Origin of the sequence: Pseudomonas sp. RC10-4-2 (assembly GCF_050433085.1) — a bacterium.
GTDB lineage: Bacteria > Pseudomonadota > Gammaproteobacteria > Pseudomonadales > Pseudomonadaceae > Pseudomonas > Pseudomonas aeruginosa.
Genome location: NZ_JBNPXX010000001.1, coordinates 1,520,560 through 1,541,576, shown reverse-complemented (window position 1 = coordinate 1,541,576; position 21,017 = coordinate 1,520,560). Strand labels below are relative to the sequence as shown.

Annotated in this window: 23 protein-coding genes and 1 tRNA gene; 13 read left to right on the top strand and 11 right to left on the bottom strand. The window is 66.8% G+C overall.

The window, feature by feature from the left end:
* Positions 1–89: 89 nt before the first annotated feature.
* Positions 90–1,436, top strand: a complete 1,347-nt coding sequence (locus FHW81_RS07250; RefSeq protein WP_003104160.1) for a class II 3-deoxy-7-phosphoheptulonate synthase — start codon at positions 90–92, stop codon at positions 1,434–1,436.
* Positions 1,437–1,476: 40 nt separating this feature from the next.
* On the opposite strand, the gene FHW81_RS07245 is transcribed toward FHW81_RS07250, so the two are convergent.
* On the bottom strand, positions 1,477–2,685 hold the full coding sequence (locus FHW81_RS07245) for a winged helix-turn-helix domain-containing protein (RefSeq protein ID WP_014833944.1): 1,209 nt from the start codon (positions 2,683–2,685) through the stop codon (positions 1,477–1,479).
* 82 nt (positions 2,686–2,767) lie between these two features.
* A complete protein-coding gene (locus FHW81_RS07240) occupies positions 2,768–3,001 on the bottom strand; it encodes a DUF1127 domain-containing protein (protein WP_003104163.1) in 234 nt (77 codons plus the stop codon).
* 96 nt (positions 3,002–3,097) lie between these two features.
* Between FHW81_RS07240 and FHW81_RS07235 the strand changes: the two genes are divergently transcribed.
* Positions 3,098–3,952: a LysR substrate-binding domain-containing protein gene (locus FHW81_RS07235; protein WP_003090936.1), complete on the top strand. Its 855-nt coding sequence runs from the start codon at positions 3,098–3,100 to the stop codon at positions 3,950–3,952.
* Position 3,953: 1 nt separating this feature from the next.
* Here FHW81_RS07235 and FHW81_RS07230 read toward each other — a convergent pair whose 3' ends face one another.
* Positions 3,954–4,703 carry a sulfite exporter TauE/SafE family protein gene (locus tag FHW81_RS07230; protein WP_003104166.1) on the bottom strand — a complete coding sequence of 250 codons (750 nt, stop codon included), beginning with the start codon at positions 4,701–4,703 and terminating at the stop codon, positions 3,954–3,956.
* A gap of 100 nt (positions 4,704–4,803) precedes the next feature.
* Here FHW81_RS07230 and FHW81_RS07225 point away from each other — a divergent pair, with 100 nt between their 5' ends.
* The 3 genes from FHW81_RS07225 (at position 4,804) to ohrR (FHW81_RS07215) (ending at position 6,874) form a co-directional block, all read left to right on the top strand.
* Positions 4,804–5,760 (top strand): LysR family transcriptional regulator, encoded by a 957-nt coding sequence (locus tag FHW81_RS07225; protein WP_003104167.1) that lies wholly within the window; start codon positions 4,804–4,806, stop codon positions 5,758–5,760.
* Between the two features lie 85 nt (positions 5,761–5,845).
* Positions 5,846–6,301 carry a hydroperoxide stress response transcriptional regulator OhrR gene (gene ohrR, locus FHW81_RS07220; RefSeq protein WP_003090940.1) on the top strand — a complete coding sequence of 152 codons (456 nt, stop codon included), beginning with the start codon at positions 5,846–5,848 and terminating at the stop codon, positions 6,299–6,301.
* Between the two features lie 144 nt (positions 6,302–6,445).
* Entirely contained in the window at positions 6,446–6,874 is a 429-nt protein-coding gene (gene ohrR, locus FHW81_RS07215; protein WP_003104171.1) for an organic hydroperoxide resistance protein OhrR, read from the top strand.
* Between the two features lie 87 nt (positions 6,875–6,961).
* On the opposite strand, the gene efp is transcribed toward ohrR (FHW81_RS07215), so the two are convergent.
* Together efp and earP are read right to left on the bottom strand one after the other, a co-directional pair.
* Positions 6,962–7,528 (bottom strand): elongation factor P, encoded by a 567-nt coding sequence (efp, locus tag FHW81_RS07210; protein WP_003090942.1) that lies wholly within the window; start codon positions 7,526–7,528, stop codon positions 6,962–6,964.
* A 42-nt stretch (positions 7,529–7,570) separates the two neighbouring features.
* Positions 7,571–8,701: an elongation factor P maturation arginine rhamnosyltransferase EarP gene (earP, locus tag FHW81_RS07205; protein ID WP_003143720.1), complete on the bottom strand. Its 1,131-nt coding sequence runs from the start codon at positions 8,699–8,701 to the stop codon at positions 7,571–7,573.
* A gap of 155 nt (positions 8,702–8,856) precedes the next feature.
* Here earP and FHW81_RS07200 point away from each other — a divergent pair.
* Positions 8,857–8,946, top strand: a tRNA-Ser gene (locus FHW81_RS07200).
* A 413-nt stretch (positions 8,947–9,359) separates the two neighbouring features.
* The gene (gene oprI, locus FHW81_RS07195; protein ID WP_003090944.1) at positions 9,360–9,611 is read left to right on the top strand and encodes an outer membrane lipoprotei OprI; all 252 of its coding nucleotides are present in this window, start codon (positions 9,360–9,362) and stop codon (positions 9,609–9,611) included.
* Positions 9,612–9,734: 123 nt separating this feature from the next.
* Here oprI and FHW81_RS07190 read toward each other — a convergent pair whose 3' ends face one another.
* From FHW81_RS07190 to tesA, 3 genes are all read right to left on the bottom strand, one after another.
* Positions 9,735–10,706: a L,D-transpeptidase family protein gene (locus FHW81_RS07190; RefSeq protein ID WP_023091193.1), complete on the bottom strand. Its 972-nt coding sequence runs from the start codon at positions 10,704–10,706 to the stop codon at positions 9,735–9,737.
* A 77-nt stretch (positions 10,707–10,783) separates the two neighbouring features.
* Entirely contained in the window at positions 10,784–11,062 is a 279-nt protein-coding gene (locus tag FHW81_RS07185) for a hypothetical protein (RefSeq protein ID WP_003090947.1), read from the bottom strand.
* A gap of 55 nt (positions 11,063–11,117) precedes the next feature.
* Positions 11,118–11,723 (bottom strand): esterase TesA, encoded by a 606-nt coding sequence (tesA, locus tag FHW81_RS07180; RefSeq protein WP_003114753.1) that lies wholly within the window; start codon positions 11,721–11,723, stop codon positions 11,118–11,120.
* A 10-nt stretch (positions 11,724–11,733) separates the two neighbouring features.
* Between tesA and FHW81_RS07175 the strand changes: the two genes are divergently transcribed.
* From FHW81_RS07175 to greB, 3 genes are read left to right on the top strand one after another with little or no spacing between them, the layout of a single operon-like run.
* Positions 11,734–12,417 (top strand): ABC transporter ATP-binding protein, encoded by a 684-nt coding sequence (locus FHW81_RS07175; RefSeq protein WP_003119866.1) that lies wholly within the window; start codon positions 11,734–11,736, stop codon positions 12,415–12,417.
* An 8-nt stretch (positions 12,418–12,425) separates the two neighbouring features.
* A complete protein-coding gene (locus FHW81_RS07170; protein WP_079280093.1) occupies positions 12,426–14,918 on the top strand; it encodes an ABC transporter permease in 2,493 nt (830 codons plus the stop codon).
* Positions 14,919–14,969: 51 nt separating this feature from the next.
* A complete protein-coding gene (greB, locus tag FHW81_RS07165; RefSeq protein WP_003090951.1) occupies positions 14,970–15,476 on the top strand; it encodes a transcription elongation factor GreB in 507 nt (168 codons plus the stop codon).
* Positions 15,477–15,488: 12 nt separating this feature from the next.
* Here greB and FHW81_RS07160 read toward each other — a convergent pair whose 3' ends face one another.
* On the bottom strand, positions 15,489–15,806 hold the full coding sequence (locus FHW81_RS07160) for a hypothetical protein (RefSeq protein WP_003104187.1): 318 nt from the start codon (positions 15,804–15,806) through the stop codon (positions 15,489–15,491).
* 176 nt (positions 15,807–15,982) lie between these two features.
* Here FHW81_RS07160 and thpR point away from each other — a divergent pair, with 176 nt between their 5' ends.
* From thpR to FHW81_RS07145, 3 genes are all read left to right on the top strand, one after another.
* Positions 15,983–16,531 (top strand): RNA 2',3'-cyclic phosphodiesterase, encoded by a 549-nt coding sequence (thpR, locus tag FHW81_RS07155; protein WP_023084132.1) that lies wholly within the window; start codon positions 15,983–15,985, stop codon positions 16,529–16,531.
* 195 nt (positions 16,532–16,726) lie between these two features.
* Complete coding sequence (lipA, locus tag FHW81_RS07150; protein WP_003143713.1) at positions 16,727–17,662, top strand: triacylglycerol lipase; 936 nt, start codon at positions 16,727–16,729, stop codon at positions 17,660–17,662.
* A gap of 49 nt (positions 17,663–17,711) precedes the next feature.
* Positions 17,712–18,734 (top strand): lipase secretion chaperone, encoded by a 1,023-nt coding sequence (locus FHW81_RS07145; RefSeq protein ID WP_106120631.1) that lies wholly within the window; start codon positions 17,712–17,714, stop codon positions 18,732–18,734.
* 167 nt (positions 18,735–18,901) lie between these two features.
* On the opposite strand, the gene FHW81_RS07140 is transcribed toward FHW81_RS07145, so the two are convergent.
* Together FHW81_RS07140 and FHW81_RS07135 are read right to left on the bottom strand one after the other, a co-directional pair.
* Positions 18,902–19,336: a DoxX family protein gene (locus tag FHW81_RS07140; protein WP_003090958.1), complete on the bottom strand. Its 435-nt coding sequence runs from the start codon at positions 19,334–19,336 to the stop codon at positions 18,902–18,904.
* A gap of 98 nt (positions 19,337–19,434) precedes the next feature.
* The gene (locus FHW81_RS07135; RefSeq protein WP_003452390.1) at positions 19,435–20,865 is read right to left on the bottom strand and encodes a transglycosylase SLT domain-containing protein; all 1,431 of its coding nucleotides are present in this window, start codon (positions 20,863–20,865) and stop codon (positions 19,435–19,437) included.
* Positions 20,866–21,017: the final 152 nt, after the last annotated feature.

The window sequence follows — 21,017 nt, the reverse complement described above, 5'->3', positions numbered from 1 at the left end:
TCCGCTATTGCAACGATCGCTGGCGGCGCTGCGGCGAGCTGCTCTACCATGCCGCAATCCGCTTTCCCGAGCATTGCCAAGAGTCGTAGATGAGCCAGTCCTGGAGCCCCGAGAGCTGGAGGGCCAAGCCGATCCAGCAACAACCCGAGTACCCCGATGCCGCGCACCTGGCCAGGGTCGAGCAGACCCTCGCCGGATACCCGCCGCTGGTCTTCGCCGGCGAGGCTCGCGAGCTGCGCCGGCAGTTCGCCGAAGTCACCGCCGGACGCGCCTTCTTGCTCCAGGGCGGGGATTGCGCGGAAAGCTTCGCCGAATTTTCCGCGGCGAAGATCCGCGATACCTTCAAGGTACTGTTGCAGATGGCGGTGGTAATGACCTTCGCCGCCGGCTGCCCGGTAGTGAAGGTCGGGCGCATGGCCGGCCAGTTCGCCAAGCCGCGCTCCTCCGGCGACGAAACGCAGAACGGTGTGACCCTGCCCGCCTATCGCGGCGACATCGTCAACGGCATCGGCTTCGACGAGAAGAGCCGCGTGCCGGACCCGGAGCGCCTGTTGCAGGCCTACCACCAGTCCACCGCCAGCCTCAACCTGTTGCGCGCCTTCGCCCAGGGCGGCTTCGCCGACCTGCACCAGGTGCACCGCTGGAACCTCGATTTCATCGCCAACTCGGCGCTGGCCGAGCGCTACCAGCAACTCGCCGACCGCATCGACGAGACCCTCGCCTTCATGCGCGCCTGCGGCCTGGACAGCGCGCCGCAGCTCCGCGAAACAAGCTTCTTCACCGCCCACGAAGCGCTCCTGCTGAACTACGAGGAAGCCCTGACCCGCCGCGACAGCCTGACCGGCGAGTGGTACGACTGCTCGGCGCACATGCTCTGGATCGGCGACCGCACCCGCCAGATCGACGGCGCTCATGTCGAGATGCTGCGCGGCGTGGGCAATCCGATCGGGGTCAAGGTCGGGCCGAGCATGGACAGCGAGGAGCTGATCCGCCTGATCGATATTCTCAACCCGGACAACGATCCGGGCCGCCTCAACCTGATCGTGCGGATGGGTGCCGACAAGGTCGGCGACCACCTGCCGCGCCTGATCCAGGCCATCCAGCGCGAGGGCCGCCAGGTGCTGTGGAGTTCCGATCCGATGCACGGCAATACCATCAAGGCCTCCAGCGGCTACAAGACCCGCGACTTCGCCCGCGTGCTCGCCGAAGTCCGCCAGTTCTTCGAAGTGCACCAGGCCGAAGGCAGCTACGCCGGCGGCATCCACATCGAGATGACCGGGCAGAACGTCACCGAGTGCATCGGCGGTTCGCGACCGATCACCGAAGACGGCCTCAGCGACCGCTACCACACCCACTGCGACCCGCGGCTGAACGCCGACCAGTCGCTGGAGCTGGCCTTCCTGATCGCCGAAACCCTGAAGCAGGTGCGCCGCTGAGCGCGCCGCGGCCGCTCCCGCCGCCCGGCGGGAGCGCTCGCTAGAGCAGCACCCCGCGCAAGCGTACCGCCAACTCCCCGCGCCCCTCGATCACCACCGTCGCCAGGCCCAGCCAGGCGGCCATGCTGCGCAGTTGCTCGGCCAGCTCGTGCAGGGCGGCATCGTCCATGCCGTTCACCTCGGCATGCAGCGCATGCACCGCCAGGCGCTCCCGCGCCCGCTCGGCGCGGAGGTCGACGCGGCCGACCAGACGGCCGTTGTGCAGGAATGGCAGCACGTAGTAGCCGTACACGCGTTTTTCCTTCGGCGTGTAGATCTCCAGGCGATAGCGGAAATCGAACAGGCGCTCGGCCCGCGCCCGCTCCCAGACCAACGAGTCGAAGGGCGAGAGCAAGGCACTGGCGCCTAGCCGCCGCGGCACCTGCGGTTCGCCGGGGCAGTAGGCCGGCTGGCTCCAGCCCTCGACCCGGACCGGCAGCAGCTCGCCAGCCTCCACCAGTTCGGCGAGGCGCGCGCGGCTCTGCGCCGGGCTCAGCCGATAGTAGTCGCGCAGGTCCTTTTCGGTGGCCACGCCCAGGGCGCTCGCCGCCATCCGCAACAGCTCGCGCTGGGCCTGTGCCTCCGAAAGCTCGGGACGCGCCAGCAATTCCGCGGGAAACACTCGCTCCGGCAGGTCATAGAGCCGCTCGAAGCCGCGCCGTCCGGCCACCGTCAGCTCGCCGGCGGCGAACAGCCATTCCAGCGCATGCTTTTCCGCGCTCCAGTCCCACCAGGGACCGGCCCGCTCCTGCCGCGTGCTCAGGCTGCCGGCACCTAGCGCACCTTGCTCGCGCACCGCCTGCAACACCTGGCGGATCAGTGGCTGCTGTTCCCGGCCGAAACGTGCCAGTTGCTGGTAGATGCCCTGGCCGTCGGCGGCCTGGCGCATCCGCCAGCGCATCAACGGGTAGTGTTCCAGCGGCAGCAGCGAGGCCTCGTGCCCCCAGTATTCGAACAACTGGCGGTGACGGCCGACACTCCAGGCCGCCTCGTCGAGCAGCGTCATGGAGTAGGGACCGAGACGGGAAAACAGCGGCAGGTAGTGCGAGCGCACCAGCGCATTCACCGAATCGATCTGCAACAGGCCAAGGCGCGCGAGCATTTCGCGCAGATGCCGCCGCTGCACGCTGCGGCGCGTCCGCCGGCCGTCGAAGCCCTGCGCGGCCAGGGCCAGGCGGCGGGCTTCGGCGAGGGAAAGCGAAAGACTCATGGAGCGCCCCAGTCGATGAAGGAGACTGCGAGTCTATCGCGCCTCCGCCGCCGTGCCAGCCTGGCGCGCCGCTGCGGTTCGCTCAATGCCGACGCAGCGGGTCGTCCCAGAAATGCCGCTCGCCCTCCTGGAAGATATCCGCCCGACTCAGGCCGAGGTCCTTCAGCGCTTCGTCGCTCATCCTCAGCAGTTCCCGGCGCTCGCGGGCCAACTGCAACCAGCGCCGCCAGCGACGCCACAACGACGGCGCAGCGGTCGAGGCGGGATGGGATGCAGCGTGGAAGTGACTGCCGAAATAATCCTGTTGACCTTTCATCGTCTTGCCCTCCGTTCGGGATAGGCACAGTGTCCCGCCAGGCATAGGATCAATCCAACGAATCATTCTTATGCAATGCATCTTGGAGATTGATGAATGAGCTACCAGCCCGGCATCGATACGGAATTGCTCCGCACCTTCGTCGCCATCGCCGAGCACGGTGGTTTCACCCGCGCCGCGGAGGCGGTGAATCGCACCCAGTCGGCGGTCAGCATGCAGATGAAGCGGCTCGAGGAGGACGTCCTGCAGCGCTCGCTGTTCGAGCGCGACGGAAGGCAGACCCGCCTCACCGCCGAAGGCCAGGTGCTGCTCGGCTATGCCCGGCGGATCCTCAAGCTGCACGGCGAGGTGTTCAACACCCTGCGCCGCCCGCACATGGTCGGTTCGGTGCGCATCGGCACCCCGGACGACTACGTGATGCGCTTCCTCCCGGCGATCCTGTCGCGCTTCGCCGAAGCCTATCCGCTGGTGCAGGTCGAGGTGCATTGCGACACCTCGCTCAACCTGCTGGCGCGCAACGACCTCGACCTGTCCATCGTCACCCGCGAGCCGGGCACCGAGATCGGCCAGTTGCTGCGCCAGGAGCCCTTCGTCTGGATGGCCGCCGAGGGCTTCTGCCCCCACGACCAGCGGCCGATCCCGCTGGCCATGTTCAACACCACCTGCTTTTGCCGGGCCTGGGCCTGCAACGCCCTGGAGGCGGCGGAACTGGACTACCGCATCGCCTACAGCAGCCCCAGCCTGTCGGCGCTGTTCGCGGTGGTCAGCGCCGGCCTCGCCGTGACCGTGCAACTGCGCAGCCTGCTCACCGGCAACCTGCGCATCCTCGACGAGAGCGAGGGCCTGCCCGCCCTGCCCTCGGCCAGCATCATGCTGATGCGCAACCCGCACAGCCAGTCACCGGTCACCGAGAAGCTCGCCGAATACATCGGCGAGGGCTTCCGTCTCTGACTCAACCGCGCACCAGCAGGAGCACCGCGCACGATGCGAGGAAGGCGCAGAAGGCCATGCGCAGGCTGCGCTCGGGCAAGGCGTGGGCCAGCCTCACGCCCCAGGAAATGCTCAGCAGGCCGCCCAGCGCCAGGGGGATCCCCATCCGCCAGTCGACATGGCCGTGCATGGCGTAGGTCCCCAGCGCCACCGCCGTGCTCGGCGCGGCCAGGGCCAGCGCGAGGCCCTGGGCGACGACCTGGGCGAGGCCGAACACCGAAGTCAGCACCGGTGTCGCCAGCACCCCGCCACCGACCCCGAAAAGCCCGCCGAGCGAGCCCGCGCCAAGGCCCAGCACGCCCATCCAGGGCAAACCGTAGCGCGGCGTCGCGCCGCCCTGCGGCGGGCGCCGGAACAGGCGCCAGAACATGTAGCCGGCCAGCGCCAGGAGGAAGATCACGAACGCTTCGCGCATCCGCGCCGCATCGATCCGCGCGGCCACGCTGGACGCCAGGAACGCGCAAAGCAGGCCGGTCAGGGCAAGGACTCCGGCCTGGCGCGGATCGATGCGGTTGCGCTGGTGGTAGCGCCACAACGCCAGCACCACGTTCGGTACCACCATCACCAGCGCGGTACCCTGCGCCAGTTGCTGGTCGAGACCGAAGATCACCCCCAGCGCCGGGATCGCCAGCAAGCCGCCGCCTATCCCGAACAGACCGCCCAGGCAACCGAGCACCATCCCCAGCAGGAAATCGAGAAATACATCCAGCATGTCAGCCCCTCTTTCGACGCCTCCATGCTAGGCAAGCGTGGCTGGATGGGAAACGCACAAGAAAGCACAATGGCTATGCCAATTACGCAAAGGCATGAGCATGTTGCCCGATACCCTCAGCGAACAGTTCGTTCTCTACCTCGATGTCCTCGATGGCGGCAGCTTCTCCGCCGCTGCGCGCAAGCACCCGCTCACCCCGTCCGCCGTGGCGCGCCGGATGGACGCCCTGGAACGCGCCGTCGGCAGCACTCTGCTGGTGCGCACCACCCATGCGGTGCGCGCTACTCCGGCCGGCCTGGCCTTCGCCGACCGCGCCCGGCGGATCGTCACCGAACTGCGCCTGGCCCGTGCCGAAGCGGTGTCCCTGAGCACCGCGCCGCAGGGCCTGATCCGTATCGATGCGCCGGTGCCCTTCGGCCGCCGCCACCTGGCCCCGGCGGTCGCCGACTTCCTCAAGGCCAACCCCGGCCTCGACGTGCAATTGCGCCTGATCGGCAGCTTCATCGACCTGCAGGGCGAACATCTCGGCGAGGTCGACCTGGTGTTGCGCGCCGGCCCGCTACCCGACAGCCGCCTGGTGGCCACCTCGCTGGCGCCGATGGTGCGGGTGGTCTGCGCCAGCCCGGAATACCTGCGCGAACACGGCGTTCCCGCATCCCCAGGCGAACTGCCGGAGCATGCCGGCATCGATTGGGACAACCTGTCGCCACCCTATGCCTGGCGCTTCCAGCACGACGGCAAGCTCCAGCACCTGCGGCCGAAACGGGCGCGGCTGGCCACCAATAACGCCGAAGCGATGGTCGACGCGGCGCTGGCCGGCCTCGGCATCGCCCACCTGCCGACCTGGTTGTGCAGCGAGTACCTGCTACGCGGCGAACTGCAGGCGCTGTTCTGCGACGACGGCTTGCCCGCCGCCGAGCCCACCTGCATCTATGCCCTGCGCCTGGAACGCGAAGCCAGTTCGCGAACCCGTCTGCTGCTGGCTTTCCTCCGCGAGCGCTTCGGCTTTCCGCCGCCCTGGGACCAGGCCCTGCAGCAGCGTCTCGGCGAGCGCTGAGGACACCACCCGGCGGGAAACCTGGAAAGCCAATAGCCACTACGCTAAATTCATGCACAGTGCCCTACTTACTTGGAAGACAGCCATGTCCCGACTGCCCACCACCCCTTGCGAGCAGCTCAAGCTGGACAACCAGCTGTGCTTCGCCCTGTATTCCACCTCGCTGCAGATGACCAAGGTCTACAAGCCCCTGCTGCAAGCGCTCGGCCTCACCTATCCGCAGTACATCGCCATGCTGGTGCTGTGGGAACGCGACGGCCTGACCGTGGGCGAAATCAGCGCACGCATGCTTACCGACCCGGGATCGCTCACGCCTCTGCTCAAGCGCCTGGAGGGCGAAGGTCTGATTACCCGCACTCGCAGCAGCGAAGACGAGCGGGTAGTCCTGCTGCGCCTGACCGACAAGGGCCGCGCCCTGCAGCGACAGGCCGAGAGCATTCCCGCCTGCATCCTGGAGAGTACCGGCCTCGACTTGCCACAGCTGGTCGCCCTAAAGGATGAGCTGCTGGCCCTGCGCGGCAACCTGCAAGCACCGGATTGAGGGGCTTATACCTACCCGTCTGGTTTTTATCGCCAAATCTTCCAACGATTTATCTTGCGCACAAAATAACATGACGATAAATTTCACTTCACGCACTTACTTAGCGCGCAAGAACTTAACGTGCAAATCAGACAGGTGACCCTCATGCAAACCATCAAGGCTCTCTACACCGCAACCGCAACCGCCACCGGAGGCCGTGACGGCCGTGCGGTATCCTCGGACGGCGTGCTCGACGTGAAACTCAGCACTCCGCGCGAACTGGGCGGCCAGGGCGGCGCGGCCACCAACCCGGAACAACTGTTCGCCGCCGGCTACTCCGCCTGCTTCATCGGAGCCCTGAAGTTCGTTGCCGGCCAGCGCAAGCAGACCCTTCCCGCCGACGCCTCGATAACCGGCAAGGTCGGCATCGGCCAGATTCCCGGCGGCTTCGGCCTGGAGGTCGAACTGCACATCAACCTGCCGGGCCTGGAGCGCGAAGCCGCCGAAGCGCTGGTAGCCGCCGCCCACCAGGTCTGCCCCTACTCCAACGCTACCCGCGGCAATATCGACGTACGCCTGAACGTGTCGGTCTGAAGCTTCCGACTCTCCGCGCCGCGGCGGCGGACAGCGGAAACGAAAAAGCCCGGCGAATGCCGGGCTTTTTCTCGTCGCACGAAAGGATCAGGCCTTGACGCGGGACTTGTACTCGCCGGTGCGGGTATCGATCTCGATCGAGTCGCCGATTTCGCAGAACGCGGAAACCTGCAGCTCGGCGCCGTTGTTCAGGCGCGCGGTCTTCATCACCTTGCCCGAGGTGTCGCCGCGGACGGCCGGCTCGGTGTAGGCGATCTGGCGAACGATGGTGGTCGGCAGCTCTACCGAGATCACCTTGTCGTTGTAGAACACGGCTTCGCAGATGTCGGTCATGCCGTCTTCGATGAAGGTCAGCACGCCTTCCAGATCGTCTTTCTCGATCTCGTACTGGTTGAACTCGCTGTCCATGAAGACGTACAGCGGGTCGGCGAAGTAGGAGTAGGTCACTTCCTTGCGATCGAGGATGATCGGCTCCAGCTTGTCGTCGGCCTTGAACACGGTCTCGGTACCGGCGCCGGTCAGCAGGTTCTTCAGCTTCATCTTGACGACGGCAGCGTTACGGCCGGACTTGTTGAACTCGGCCTTCTGGATGACCCAGGGAGCGCCATTGATGTTGGCAACCTGGCCGGCGCGGAACTCTTGAGCGGTTTTCATACGAATATCCGATGGATGAAAGACAAAAAATCAGGCCGCGTATCATAGCCAATCTGCGTAAAATTGCACCAGCCTTGCCGCAAGATCCGGACGCATGCCCTGTTCGTCGGCCCAGCGCTGCGCTTCCCGACGCCACTCGGGCAGTTGCCTCTCCAGCCCCTCCCAGGCCCCGGCAAGTCCACCGCCGGCGTTCCACGCCAGCCAGAAGGTGCGCAGGTTTTCCGCCAGGTCGGCGGGCAGGCCGGCGCAATAGAGTTCGAGGAATGCCTCGAGCTTCGCCAGGTGCGCCTCCTCTTCCTGTCTATAGATGTGCCAGAGCAGCGGCCGTCCCGCCCACTGCGCGCGAACGAAGGAATCCTCGCCGCGCACCGCGTTCAGGTCGCAGCACCACAACAGGCGATCGTAGTCGTCCTGCGCCATGAACGGCAGCACCTGGACCCGCAACGCGTCGCGCACGTGGACGTCCCCGACGGCCAGGGTAGCCACCCGCAGCCAATCGGCGACATCCGCCAGCACCCGCCCCTCCGGCACCAGCAGCAGGCTCGGCTGGCGGGCGTCGCGCAGTTGTTCCAGCCAGCCAGGCAGCGCCGGGTTTTCGTAGGCAAACAGCGAAATCAGTCGCTCGCCAACCTTCCGCCGCACGCCGAGGGAGGCGAGAAACTCATCCTGCGCCGAGACGGAGGCCTGGAAACGGCGCCGACGTTCCAGCAGGCCGGCCTCGCGCAACAGGCCGCCACTGGGCTCGCGGAACCCGGGAAAGAAGAAGTACTTGGAAAGCCCGCACGCCTGCAGCGACGGCAATGCGTGGCAACTGCCGATCCATTCCTCGGCACTCAGGTACTCCAGGTTCAGCCACAGGGACGGCCGCTTGCGCTCGCGCATGGCCTGCCGGTGCGCCTCCGGCAGTTCGCAGGCGAAGGCCTCTATCACCACATCGGCGGCCGCCACCGGTGCCCACGGTCGGCCCCAGGCACGCACTTCGACCCCATCCAGGCACTGCACGTGCGCCGCCGGGTCCGCCCGCGGACAGATCCGGGCGAAGGCCTGCGGCTCGTCCACCCACAGGCGCACGGCCTGACCGTGCTCGGCGGCCAGTTGGCGAGCCAGGCGCCAGGTGACGCCGATGTCGCCATAGTTGTCGACCACGCTACAGAAAATGTCCCAGCTCGCCATCCGCCTCTCCTCTTCGTGCCCGGCAGTCTACCAAGGCACCCCGCGGACTTTCCTCCGACGACCTAAGCCGATGAAAAAGTTAAAAAAATATTTGCCAAGCGGGAAATGTTCGAGTAAATTGCGCGCCTCGACAGACACGGCGCTGTCGAGAACCTGGTGAGGTGTCCGAGTGGTTGAAGGAGCACGCCTGGAAAGTGTGTATACGGGAAACCGTATCGAGGGTTCGAATCCCTCCCTCACCGCCAGATCGCAAGAAGGCCCGGCTAATCAAGTTAGCCGGGCCTTTTTCATTTCCGCACCAATACTTACGGCATTTCCGGCAACATGCTGGCAACTTAGTTGTTACTTGCCACTCCCCGCCAAGTCGATAAGCGCCAGCCACTCCGGAACATTCTCGACAACCCGGCAGCCCTCATCCCCCGCCTCTTGCAGCAACTCTACCCAAGGTCCGGGAAATTGCTTACTTGCGCCGCACGCTGGATATTTTTTGAACAAACGACACTCCAACTACTGCTAAAGTCGGGGGGACTAAAAAAAAAGTTGCTCGGCTTGCGCTTGGTCAGTTTACTTACTACAAGTAATGGGTAGTATGTAGCCGGCTAATTTCCCCGGCTGGGGAGATTGCTGTTATGGAAATGTCCACCTTAAGGGGAACACGATGAACAACGTTCTGAAATTCTCTGCTCTGGCTCTGGCTGCTGTTCTGGCCACCGGTTGCAGCAGCCACTCCAAAGAAACCGAAGCTCGTCTGACCGCTACCGAAGACGCAGCTGCTCGTGCTCAGGCTCGCGCTGACGAAGCCTATCGCAAGGCTGACGAAGCTCTGGGCGCTGCTCAGAAAGCTCAGCAGACCGCTGACGAGGCTAACGAGCGTGCCCTGCGCATGCTGGAAAAAGCCAGCCGCAAGTAATAGGTCTCACGACCTGTTGAAAACCGGTCCCTCGGGGCCGGTTTTTTTATGCCTGCGTTTCGCCGGGCATGAAAAAACCCGCGTCCCTTGCGGGTACGCGGGCCTCTGCCTCGACGCTCTCCGTCAGGGCGTATGCTGGGTAGGATCGCTATCCACCGTCGCGGTCATCGCCGGCGCCGATTCCTGGGCGATTTCCACCGGCACGCCATCCTCCGAGGCCACCACTTCGCGGACCACGTCCCAGTTCAACTGGATACGCTTGGCCAGGTCGTCGCGCTTGAGCAGGGTGTTGATCACCGCGGTGTGCTTGTCCACCACCGACGGGTCGCCATGGTCGTTCAGCGGCGTATGCGCCTCCAGGTAGACCTTGCCGTTGCTCACGCCGAACTTGTAGGGCTCGTTGATGATACGCACGCTGGTGCCGACGCTGATCATCGAGAACAGGTGGGTCACGTCGGCGTTGTACATGCGGAAGCAGCCATGGCTGGTGCGGGTGCCGATGCCGAACTTCTTGTTCGAACCATGGATCAGGTAGCCCGGCACGCCCAGGGTCAGCTTGTACGGCCCCAGCGGATTGTCCGGGCCCGGCGGCACCACGGTCGGCAGCGGATCGCCATCGGCGGCGTGCTCGGCGCGGATCGAGGCCGGCGGATACCAGGCCGGGTCCTTGGTCTTGGCGGTGATGCGGGTGTTCGCGATCGGCGAACCCCAGCCCTCGCGGCCGATGCCCAGCGGATAGGTGTGCACCACGTTCTGCCCTTTCGGGTAGTAGTACAGGCGGTATTCGGCCAGGTTGATCACCACGCCTTCGCGCGGGCCAGGCGGCAGCACGAAGCGGGTAGGGATGATCACCTCGGTGCCGACGCCCGGCAGCCAGGGATCGACACCGGGGTTGGCGGCGACCATTTCGCTGTAGCCCAGGTTGTACTGCTCGCCGAGGTCGGCGAAAGTGTCCTCGTACTTGGCCTTGATCACCTGGACCTGGCCGACGACGTCCTCGCCCGGAGGCGGGAGCTGCAGTTCCAGGGCCGATGCGGAGCCGGCCGAAAGCAGCGCGGCGAAAGACAGTGAGACAACGGGTACGCGCGACAACATTCCGGAGAATCCTTGGCGAGTGCGATGAAGGAGTAGGAAAGACAGTGTAACACCCCGCCAGGTTTCACCGGGAGGGCTCAGACCAACCAGGACAGGCGCTCCCCGCGCTTTTCCGCCTCCAGTTGTTTCCGGCAATCGGGACACAGCAGCCGGTCGCGCAGACGCGCCCGTTCCAGCGGCTGCCAGCGCGGCTGGGCCGGCAGCAGCTTGCCGCAAAGCGTGCGGTCCGCCGGGGTATCCAGCTCCAGCTGACGCGCCACCACATGCACCCGGACCTCGCGACAGGCGAACAGGTCCAGCTGATCGTCGGGCTCGATCAGTTGATAGGCGTAGAGGGTCCAGGCGGGACGCGGCATGGGGGGCTCCTGAGGGGTGCGCAACCTTAGCCGAAAGCGGTTTCCCGGGGAAGTCTCAAAGCAGCGGTTTCAGCGTCGGCCAGACATTTTCCAGGAGCCTCGGCTGGGCGGCGAGCGCCGGATGGATGCCATCCGCCTGCATCATCCCCTGGACCCCGCCGACCCCTTCGAGGAAAAACGGCACCAGGGCGGTCTTTTCCTGCGCCGCGACCGCGCCGTAGACCCTGGAAAAGGCCTCGATGTAGCGCGGGCCGTAGTTCGGTGGCAACTGGATACCCAGCAGCAGCACCTTCGCTCCTTCCGCCCGGGCCTTTTGCGCCATGCTGGCAAGATTCTGTTGCAATTGCGCCGGTGCCATTCCGCGCAGCCCGTCGTTGCCTCCCAGCTCGATCACCACCAGCGCCGGCTTCTCCTCGGCAAGCAGCGCCGGCAGGCGCGCCAGGCCGCCCGCGGAGGTGTCGCCGCTGATCGAGGCGTTCACCACCCGGTAGTCGTAACCTTCGTCGGCGAGGCGCTTCTGCAACAGGGCGACCCAGCCCTGGCTGGTATCCAGTCCCAAAGCGGCGCTGATACTATCGCCCACGACCAACAGCGTCTGCGCCGCGGCCTGCTGGGTCAGCAGGACCAGGGCCAGGCAGCCGCTCAACAGCAATGCACGCATCGGAACCTCCATGAGCGCCAGCATTCTCAACGCGCAGAACCTTAGCAAGGTTGTCGGTAGCGCGGAAGGCAAGTTGACCATCCTCCACGACCTCTCCCTCGACCTCGCCCGCGGCGACAGCCTGGCGATCGTCGGCAGCTCCGGCTCCGGCAAGTCGACCCTGCTCGGCCTGCTCGCCGGGCTCGACCAGCCCAGCGGCGGCGAGGTCCGTCTCGCCGGGCACGCCCTCGGCGACCTCGACGAGGACCAGCGGGCGCGCGTCCGCGCGGCCCATGTAGGCTTCGTGTTCCAGTCGTTCCAGTTGCTCGACAGCCTCGATGCGCTGGAGAACGTGATGCTGCCCCTGGAACTGGAAGGCCGCGCCGACGCTCGCCAGCGCGCCAGAGAACTGCTTGAGCGAGTCGGCCTCGGCCAACGCCTGGGCCACTATCCGCGCCAGCTCTCCGGCGGCGAGCAGCAGCGGGTCGCCATTGCCCGTGCCTTCGCGGCGCAGCCGGACGTGCTGTTCGCCGACGAACCCACCGGCAACCTCGACAGCGCCACCGGCGAGCGGATCAGCGATCTGCTCTTCGAACTCAACCGCGAACGCGGTACCACCCTGGTCCTGGTTACCCACGACGAGCGTCTGGCGCATCGCTGCCGGCGCCTGATCCGTCTGGAAAGCGGACGCCTGATCGACCGGGTCGAACCCTGATGAAGCCGGTGCCCCTCTCCCGCCTGCTGAGCCTCGCCGGTCGCCAATTGTTCCGCGAGTCGCGCAGCGGCGAGCTGCGCGTGCTGTTCTTCGCCCTGCTGATCGCGGTCGCCTCGAGCACCGCCATCGGCTATTTCAGCGCCCGCCTGAACGGCGCCATGCTCGCCCGCGCCGCCGAGTTCCTCGGCGCCGACCTGGTGCTCAACGGTACCCAGCCGGCAAGCGCCGAACAGATCGAACGCGGCACCCGTCTGGGCCTGCGCCACGCCGACAGCGTCGAGTTTTCCAGCGTGATCGCCACCGACCAGGGCATCCAGCTCAGCAGCATCAAGGCGGTCGGCGACCGCTACCCCCTGCGCGGCCAGCTCAAGAGCGCTGCCGCGCCGTTCGCCGCCGAGCAGGCCGGCGGTCGTCCGCAGGCGGGCGAGGTATGGGTCGAATCGCGCCTGCTGGTCAGCCTCGACCTGAAGGTCGGCGACAGCATCGAGATCGGCCGCAAGCCTCTGCGCATCGCGCGCATCCTTACCTACGAGCCGGACCGCGCCGGCGACTTCTACAGCCTGACGCCCCGCGCCATGATGAGCCTGGCCGACCTCGATGCCACCGGGGTGGTCCAGCCGGGCAGCCGGGTGCGCTACCGCGATCTGTGGGAAGGCCCGCCGGAAGCCCTCCAGGCCTATCGCCAGCAGGTCAAGGGCAGCCTCGCCGCCAACCAGCGCCTGCAGGATGCCCGCGACGGCAACCGCCAGGTGGGCGATGCCCTCGGCCGTGCCGAGCGCTACCTGAACCTGGCCAGCCTGGCCGCGGTGCTGCTCGCCGGCGTCGCCGTGGCGTTGTCCGCCGCCCGTTTCGCTGCACGGCGCTACGACGCCAGCGCGCTGCTGCGCTGCCTCGGTCTGTCGCGCAGCGAAACCCTGCTCCTCTACGCGCTGCAACTGTTGCTGCTGGGCCTGCTCGCCAGCGCCATCGGCGCCCTGCTCGGCTGGTTGGCACAGCTCGGCCTGTTCCGCCTGCTCGCCACGCTGCTGCCGCCGGACGTACCAGCCGGCGGCCTGTTCCCCGCCTTCGCCGGGATCGCCACCGGCCTGGTAGCGCTGGCCGGCTTCGCCCTGCCGCCGCTGGCAGCCCTGGGCCGGGTACCGCCGTTGCGGGTCCTGCGCAGCGACCTGCTGCCGGTGCCGGTGCGCACCTGGATGGCCTACGCCTGCGCCCTGCTCGCCCTGGGCCTGATCATGTGGCGGTTGAGTCTCGACCTGAAGCTGACCCTCGCCCTGCTCGGCGGCGGCCTGGTCGCCACGCTGGTGCTCGGCGCCCTCCTGCTGCTCGGCCTGAACGGCCTGCGCCGGGCACTGGCGCGTGCCAGCCTGCCATGGCGGCTGGGACTCGGCCAGTTGTTGCGGCACCCGCTGGCCGCCGCCGGACAGAGCCTGGCCTTCGGCCTGATCCTGCTGGCCATGGCCCTGATCGCCCTGCTTCGCGGCGAACTGCTGGATACCTGGCAGGCCCAGTTGCCGCCGGACGCCCCCAACCATTTCGCCCTGAACATCCTGCCGACGGAAAAGGAAGCCTTCGAACGTCGCGTGCAAAAGCTCTCCCCCGGCGCCGAGCCGCTGTTCCCCATGGTTCCCGGGCGCCTGGTAGCGGTGAACGGCAAGCCGGTCCAGGCGCTCGACGAAGACGTGCGCAGCGAGCGTGCCCTGCAGCGCGACCTCGGCCTGACCTGGTCGGAGCGACTGCCCTCCGGCAACCAGCTCACCGCCGGACGCTGGTGGAGCGCGCCGCAGCCGGGGGCCCTGCCGGGCGTGTCGGTGGAAGAGAAGCTGGCCGCCAACCTGCGTATCCAGGTCGGCGACCGGCTCACCTTCAGCGTCGCCGGGCAGAATCGCGAGGTCCAGGTCCAGAGCCTGCGCAAGGTGAAGTGGGACAATTTCCAGCCGAACTTCTTCATGGTCTTCCAGCCCGGCACCCTGACCGACCTGCCGGTGACCTACCTGACCAGCTTCTACCTGCCGGCCAGCCAGGAACGCGACCTGATCGAACTGGCCCGCGCCTTCCCCACCGTCACCCTGCTGCCGGTAGACGCCCTGCTGAGCCAGCTGCGGAGCATCCTCGACCAGGTCACCCTGGCCGTGGAGTACGTGCTGGTGTTCGTTCTCGCGGCGGGCTTCGTGGTGCTCTTCGCCGGTCTCCAGGCGACCCTCGACGAGCGCGTGCGCCAGGGTGCCCTGCTGCGCGCGCTGGGTGCCGAGCGCGAGTTGCTGCAACGTACCCGGCGGGTCGAGTTCGCCCTGCTCGGCGCAGTCAGCGGCCTGCTCGCGGCGCTCGGCTGCGAGGCGGTCAGCCTGCTGCTCTACCGACTGGTCTTCGACCTGCCGTGGCAAGCGCATCCCTGGTTGCTCGCGCTGCCTCTGGTGGGCGCCGTGCTGGTAGGCGGCGCCGGCCTGCTGGGCACCCGTCGCGCCCTCAACAGCAGCCCGCTGCGGGTCCTGCGCGAGGGCTGATCGGATACACTGGCAGGCTTTCATCCGTTCATTTGTGGAACCACCCGAACCATGAGTCGCTATCGTCCACCGCGCACCGCCGGCACCCCGCTGATCACTCCGGAGGGCGCCGCGCGGTTACGCGCAGAGCTGCATGAACTCTGGCACGTGCGCCGTCCCCAGGTGACCCAGGCGGTCAGCGAAGCCGCCGCCCTCGGCGATCGCTCGGAAAACGCCGAATACATCTACGGCAAGAAGATGCTGCGCGAGATCGACAGTCGCGTGCGCTTCCTGCGCAAGCGCCTGGAGAACCTGAAAGTGGTCGGCGAGCGGCCGGCGGATCCGAACCGGGTGTACTTCGGCGCCTGGGTGACCCTGGAAGACGAAGACGGCGAGCAGGCCCGCTATCGCATCGTCGGCCCCGACGAACTGGACCTGCGCAACAACCAGATCAGCATCGACTCGCCGCTCGCCCGCGCACTGGTCGGCAAGGAGCTGGACGCCGAGGTGCTGGTGCGCACCCCGGCCGGGGAAAAGCTCTGGTTCGTCGTCGAGATCGAGTATCCGCCGGCGCCCTGAGGGGTCACGCGCTCAGCGCAGGATACGGCGGGTGATCAGGCCCTGGCGGGCGACCCGGATCAGTTGCCGGACCACCAGGTCCAGGTCTTCCGCCTCGGGGGCCTGGACCACGGCGAAGTCGAACGCGTCGCTGGGGAAGCGCGCCAGGTCCTTGCCGTCCTGGGCGAACTGGATAAGGAAGGTACGCGAACCGTTCCAGCGCTTCGGCCAGCCTTCGAGGTAACGGACGAGGGTCGGCTGGTGCGGGCCGCTGAGGAGAATCCTCGGGTTCCGCCGGACCAGGCCGGTGGTGATGGGTGCCAGGCGCAATTGCGTGCTGGGACAGGTCATGACGTCATGTCTCCGCCTCTTCGGTCCCGCTGGACAGCGGTGAGAGGCAACACCGAGCCAGCGCTTTAGCGGTATTTCGGCTGCTGCCGGGCGCCCCGCAAGTTGCTGTTTAAATCGGCGCACGCGCATCCTAGAAAAGCCGCATGGAGACTGTCAAGAAACACGCGGAGGCGCCCATGCCCGATCGCTTTCTTCGCCTGTTCTTCGCCCTGCCCTGCCCACCTCCCCTCGCCGAGCGGATCGGCCGGTGGCGCGATGACCGGCCACTGCCCGGACGCCAGGTGGCGACGGCGAACCTGCACCTGACCCTGGCCTTCCTCGGGCAGGTCCCGTCCGCTCGGCTCGAGGCCCTGCTGGACATGGCCGCGGCCATCGAGGCCGCGCCCTTCGACCTGTGTCTCGACCGCCTGCTGCGCTGGAGGAACGGCATCCTGCTGCTGGCCCCCAGCCAACCGCCCGGCGCCCTCCTGCGCCTGCGCCGCGCCCTGCGCTCCGGCCTTGCCGAACTGGAGCTGCCCGTGGAAACCCGCTTATTCAGCGCCCATCTGACCCTGGCTCGCGATGCCGCGCCGCTGGAGGACGCCCCGCCACCCCCAACCTTCGTATGGCAGGTCGACCATTTCAGCCTGTTTTGCTCGCAAAACGACGCCGCGGGCGTGCGCTACCGCACACTCGGTCGCTGGGCGTTGTGCGGGGAAGATTCAAACGAGCGTTTCGCGCCGTAACAACCCGCCTCTTCCGCTCTGCCACGCAGGTTATGACCGGCCGCCAGGAAGCCGCGGATTTCCTGGCCTGGAGGAAAAAAGCCGAAGCTGGCACGGTTCCTGCGCAAGGGACAGCGAAGCGGTTCTCCCGGAAGGATTCGGGCGATGGCTGGCAGGACGCGCCCCTCGGCCCCATCAACCTGAGATGAGAACAACATGAAGAAGAAGTCTCTGCTCCCCCTCGGCCTGGCCATCGGCCTCGCCTCTCTCGCTGCCAGCCCTCTGATCCAGGCCAGCACCTACACCCAGACCAAATACCCCATCGTGCTGGCCCACGGCATGCTCGGCTTCGACAACATCCTCGGGGTCGACTACTGGTTCGGCATTCCCAGCGCCTTGCGCCGTGACGGTGCCCAGGTCTACGTCACCGAAGTCAGCCAGTTGGACACCTCGGAAGTCCGCGGCGAGCAGTTGCTGCAACAGGTGGAGGAAATCGTCGCCCTCAGCGGCCAGCCCAAGGTCAACCTGATCGGCCACAGCCACGGCGGGCCGACCATCCGCTACGTCGCCGCCGTACGTCCCGACCTGATCGCTTCCGCCACCAGCGTCGGCGCCCCGCACAAGGGTTCGGACACCGCCGACTTCCTGCGCCAGATCCCACCGGGTTCGGCCGGCGAGGCAATCCTCTCCGGGCTGGTCAACAGCCTCGGCGCGCTGATCAGCTTCCTTTCCAGCGGCAGCACCGGTACGCAGAATTCACTGGGCTCGCTGGAGTCGCTGAACAGCGAGGGGGCCGCGCGCTTCAACGCCAAGTACCCGCAGGGCGTCCCCACCTCGGCCTGCGGCGAGGGCGCCTACAAGGTCAACGGCGTGAGCTATTACTCCTGGAGCGGTTCCTCGCCGCTGACCAACTTCCTCGATCCGAGCGACGCCTTCCTCGGCGCCTCGTCGCTGACCTTCAAGAACGGCACCGCCAACGACGGCCTGGTCGGCACCTGCAGTTCGCACCTGGGCATGGTGATCCGCGACAACTACCGGATGAACCACCTGGACGAGGTGAACCAGGTCTTCGGCCTCACCAGCCTGTTCGAGACCAGCCCGGTCAGCGTCTACCGCCAGCACGCCAACCGCCTGAAGAACGCCAGCCTGTAGGACCCCGGCCGGGGCCTCGGCCCCGGCCCTTTCCCGGAAGCCCCCTCGCGTGAAGAAAATCCTCCTGCTGATTCCACTGGCGTTCGCCGCCAGCCTGGTCTGGTTCGTCTGGCTGGAACCTTCCCCCGCACCCGAGACGGCGCCCCCGGCCAGCGCGCAGGCGGGCGCAGTCCACGCCCCGCCAGCAGCCTCCGCGGGAGAAGCGGTGCCGGCCCCCCAGGTCATGCCGGCCAAGGTCGCGCCGCTGCCAACCTCCTTCAGGGGCACCAGCGTCGATGGCAGTTTCAGTGTCGACGCCAGCGGCAACCTGCTGATCACCCGCGACATCCGCAACCTGTTCGACTACTTCCTCAGCGCCGTCGGCGAAGAGCCCCTGCAGCAAAGCCTGGACCGCCTGCGCGCCTACATCGCCGCCGAACTCCAGGAGCCGGCGCGCGGCCAGGCGTTGGCGCTGATGCAGCAATACATCGACTACAAGAAGGAACTGGTGCTGCTCGAACGCGACCTGCCGCGCCTGGCCGACCTCGACGCCCTGCGCCAGCGGGAAGCCGCGGTGAAAGCCCTGCGCGCGCGGATCTTCAGCAACGAAGCGCACGTGGCGTTCTTCGCCGACGAGGAAACCTACAACCAGTTCACCCTGGAGCGCCTGGCGATCCGCCAGGACGGCAAGCTCAGCGCCGAGGAAAAGGCCGCCGCCATCGACCGCCTGCGCGCCAGCCTGCCGGAAGACCAGCAGGAAAGCGTGCTGCCGCAACTGCAAAGCGAACTGCAGCAGCAGACCGCCGCCCTCCAGGCCGCTGGCGCCGGCCCGGAAGCCATCCGCCAGATGCGTCAGCAACTGGTGGGCGCCGAAGCCACCACCCGCCTGGAGCAACTCGATCGGCAACGCTCGGCCTGGAAGGGCCGGCTGGACGACTATTTCGCCGAGAAGAGCCGGATCGAAGGCAATACCGGGCTGAGCGAAGCCGACCGCCGCGCGGCGGTCGAACGCCTGGCCGAGGAGCGCTTCAGCGAACAGGAACGCTTGCGCCTGGGCGCGCTGGAACAGATGCGCCAGGCCGAGCAGCGCTGACCGACACGGAAACGCCAAGAACGCGGCGAAGGGCGCTTCGGCGGATAACGCTACCCTCAGGGGTGCAGCCCTGGCGTGGCCGGCGAGGCGGAAACCTTGTGCTGCGCGCCGCAACGAAAAAGGGCGGCCACCCGAAGGTGTCCGCCCTTTTTCGTCGCCAGCCCGGTTCAGCGGGACAGCTTGCCGTCCAGCGAGAACTTGCCGGCGCCATCGATCAGCAGCGCCACGCTGATCATCAGCAGGGTCAGGGCATATTCATAGCCGTTGTCGGTGATGAAGAAGCCATTGCCGATGTGCACGCTGAAGATCGCCACGATCATGGTGAAGCCCACCACCACCGACGCCGGACGCACCAGCAGGCCGATCACCAGCGCCAGGCCGCCGAAGAACTCGGCGCTGCCGGCCAGGGTCGCCAGCAGGTAGCCAGGGGTCAGGCCGATGGATTCGAACCACTGCGCCATGCCGTTCAGGCCGGCGCCGCCGAACATGCCGAAGAGCTTTTGCGAACCGTGGGACATCAGGGTAAGACCGGTGACGATACGCAGGATGGCCAGGCCGGCACCGGCGTTGGTCGACAGGATGGTCTTGATCAGTGGATTCATGGTGCGTCCTCAGGTGTGGGATAAGATGGGCACACTATAGGCAAGATAATTCGATATTAAAACCGCAAAAAACGCGTTATCAATATCGAATTTATAGATTATTTTTGAGCCGTCGCCGTCTTCGCACGCACCCCGGGCTCCAGGCGAACCCGTTCGCGTTCATATGCAAGGTAGTACTTGTTGACGCTGCTGACATAACTCACCACACCCATGCCTATCTCTTCCGCAGCCACCCGCTCGACCTGGAAGAACCAGCGATTCGGATCGAGCCCCCGGCGACGCGCCTGGGTGCGCAGGTTCTGTACCCGCTCCGGGCCCATGTTGTAGGCCGCCAGGGTGAACGCCAGGCGCTCGCGCTCGTCGAGGTGCTTGCTGGAGAAGAACTGCTTGCGGATCTTGGTCAGGTAGCGACTGGCGGCCAGCACGTTGCTGTCCTTGTCGTGCACATTGCCGACCCCGACGCTGCGCGCCGCCGCCGGGGTGATCTGCATCAGCCCGCTGGCGCCGCCGGAACCGCGCGCCTTCGGGTTCAGGTGCGACTCCTTGTAGGCCACCGCCGCCAGCGCCAGCCAGTCCATGCTGCTCTGCTGCGCGTAGCGCTGCAGCAGTGGACGGACCGCTTCCAGGCGCTTGCGGTCCGCCGCGCCGAGGGGGTTGCGGACCTTGTAGGCGCGCCGGTAGACGCGCTGGAAAGCCACGTCCTGGTCGGCCGGCGCGCGGTAGTCGGCGAGGAAGCGGTCGATGGTCGCGCGCAGGGTGCTGGCATCGCGGCGCACGTACCAGGCCATGTCGGCGCGATTGTCCAGCACCAGGTGGCGGTCGACGCGCAGCTTCGGCAGCACCTTGGCCCAGCGTTCGGCGATGGGCTGCTCGACCACGGTGAAGCCGAGGATGCCTGCCTGGACCATTTCCATCACATCCTCGACGGCCAGGGAAGCGTCCAGCTTTTCGATCCGGATCGGTGCCATGCGGCGTTGCGCCAGGCGCTGGTTGACCAGTTCGATGGCGCCCTCGGCGGCGCTGCCGGCCGGCAGCGGGATGGTCCGCCCGGACAACTGCTCCAGGCGCGTGTAGCGCCGGTTGCCCTTGCGCGCCACCAGCACCAGCGGCACATCGGCGCGCACCGGCGCGCTCGGGCTGACCTGCAGGCCGTCGTGCGCCGGCAGCAGTTCGCCGGGGGCGACCAGGTCGCCTTCGCCACGCTGCAGGGCGGCAAGCAACTGGTCCTTGGGCTTGGGTATGAGCTTGAGGGTGAGGTTCCGCGCGGACGGCGAACGGCTGTTGAGGTATTGCTCGAAGGCGCGCAGGCGACGGTACTCGACGCCGATCGGCTCGCCCTTCACCTCGCCCGAGCTGTTGCGGCTCTGGTTGACCAGCACCTTGAGCACGCCAGCGCGGCGGATGCTCGCCAGGTCGCGGGTCTCCGGCTGTTCCCTGTGCCAGTTGTCCGGCTGGCCGGTGATGCGCGCAGCCGCCGGCAAGGGTGCGAGCACCAGCAGGCAAAGCGAAAGCAGCAACAGACGCGTCATCCAGGTCTCCAGAGGCCAGGCTCGATGTCCCTCTCCGGGGGACCGGATCAATCAGAGCATGGCAGTCTTGGCAAGTTCCTCTCCGACAGCGGCTGCAAACGGAGGCATTGGGTAGATAATCCGGGCGCCGAAGAACCCGATCTGCGATTATA

Bases quoted from the DNA above. Each gene is read 5' to 3' on its own strand.
- FHW81_RS07135 (WP_003452390.1), bottom strand. From the start codon at position 20,865: ATGACGCGTCTGTTGCTGCTTTCGCTTTGCCTGCTGGTGCTCGCACCC.
- FHW81_RS07250 (WP_003104160.1), top strand. From the start codon at position 90: ATGAGCCAGTCCTGGAGCCCCGAGAGCTGGAGGGCCAAGCCGATCCAG.
- FHW81_RS07235 (WP_003090936.1), top strand. From the start codon at position 3,098: ATGAGCTACCAGCCCGGCATCGATACGGAATTGCTCCGCACCTTCGTC.
- efp (WP_003090942.1), bottom strand. From the start codon at position 7,528: ATGAAAACCGCTCAAGAGTTCCGCGCCGGCCAGGTTGCCAACATCAAT.
- ohrR (WP_003090940.1), top strand. From the start codon at position 5,846: ATGTCCCGACTGCCCACCACCCCTTGCGAGCAGCTCAAGCTGGACAAC.
- thpR (WP_023084132.1), top strand. From the start codon at position 15,983: ATGCCCGATCGCTTTCTTCGCCTGTTCTTCGCCCTGCCCTGCCCACCT.
- oprI (WP_003090944.1), top strand. From the start codon at position 9,360: ATGAACAACGTTCTGAAATTCTCTGCTCTGGCTCTGGCTGCTGTTCTG.
- FHW81_RS07190 (WP_023091193.1), bottom strand. From the start codon at position 10,706: ATGTTGTCGCGCGTACCCGTTGTCTCACTGTCTTTCGCCGCGCTGCTT.
- FHW81_RS07185 (WP_003090947.1), bottom strand. From the start codon at position 11,062: ATGCCGCGTCCCGCCTGGACCCTCTACGCCTATCAACTGATCGAGCCC.
- lipA (WP_003143713.1), top strand. From the start codon at position 16,727: ATGAAGAAGAAGTCTCTGCTCCCCCTCGGCCTGGCCATCGGCCTCGCC.
- FHW81_RS07160 (WP_003104187.1), bottom strand. From the start codon at position 15,806: ATGACCTGTCCCAGCACGCAATTGCGCCTGGCACCCATCACCACCGGC.
- tesA (WP_003114753.1), bottom strand. From the start codon at position 11,723: ATGCGTGCATTGCTGTTGAGCGGCTGCCTGGCCCTGGTCCTGCTGACC.
- ohrR (WP_003104171.1), top strand. From the start codon at position 6,446: ATGCAAACCATCAAGGCTCTCTACACCGCAACCGCAACCGCCACCGGA.
- earP (WP_003143720.1), bottom strand. From the start codon at position 8,701: ATGGCGAGCTGGGACATTTTCTGTAGCGTGGTCGACAACTATGGCGAC.
- FHW81_RS07245 (WP_014833944.1), bottom strand. From the start codon at position 2,685: ATGAGTCTTTCGCTTTCCCTCGCCGAAGCCCGCCGCCTGGCCCTGGCC.
- FHW81_RS07240 (WP_003104163.1), bottom strand. From the start codon at position 3,001: ATGAAAGGTCAACAGGATTATTTCGGCAGTCACTTCCACGCTGCATCC.
- FHW81_RS07140 (WP_003090958.1), bottom strand. From the start codon at position 19,336: ATGAATCCACTGATCAAGACCATCCTGTCGACCAACGCCGGTGCCGGC.
- FHW81_RS07230 (WP_003104166.1), bottom strand. From the start codon at position 4,703: ATGCTGGATGTATTTCTCGATTTCCTGCTGGGGATGGTGCTCGGTTGC.
- greB (WP_003090951.1), top strand. From the start codon at position 14,970: ATGAGTCGCTATCGTCCACCGCGCACCGCCGGCACCCCGCTGATCACT.
- FHW81_RS07225 (WP_003104167.1), top strand. From the start codon at position 4,804: ATGTTGCCCGATACCCTCAGCGAACAGTTCGTTCTCTACCTCGATGTC.
- FHW81_RS07175 (WP_003119866.1), top strand. From the start codon at position 11,734: ATGAGCGCCAGCATTCTCAACGCGCAGAACCTTAGCAAGGTTGTCGGT.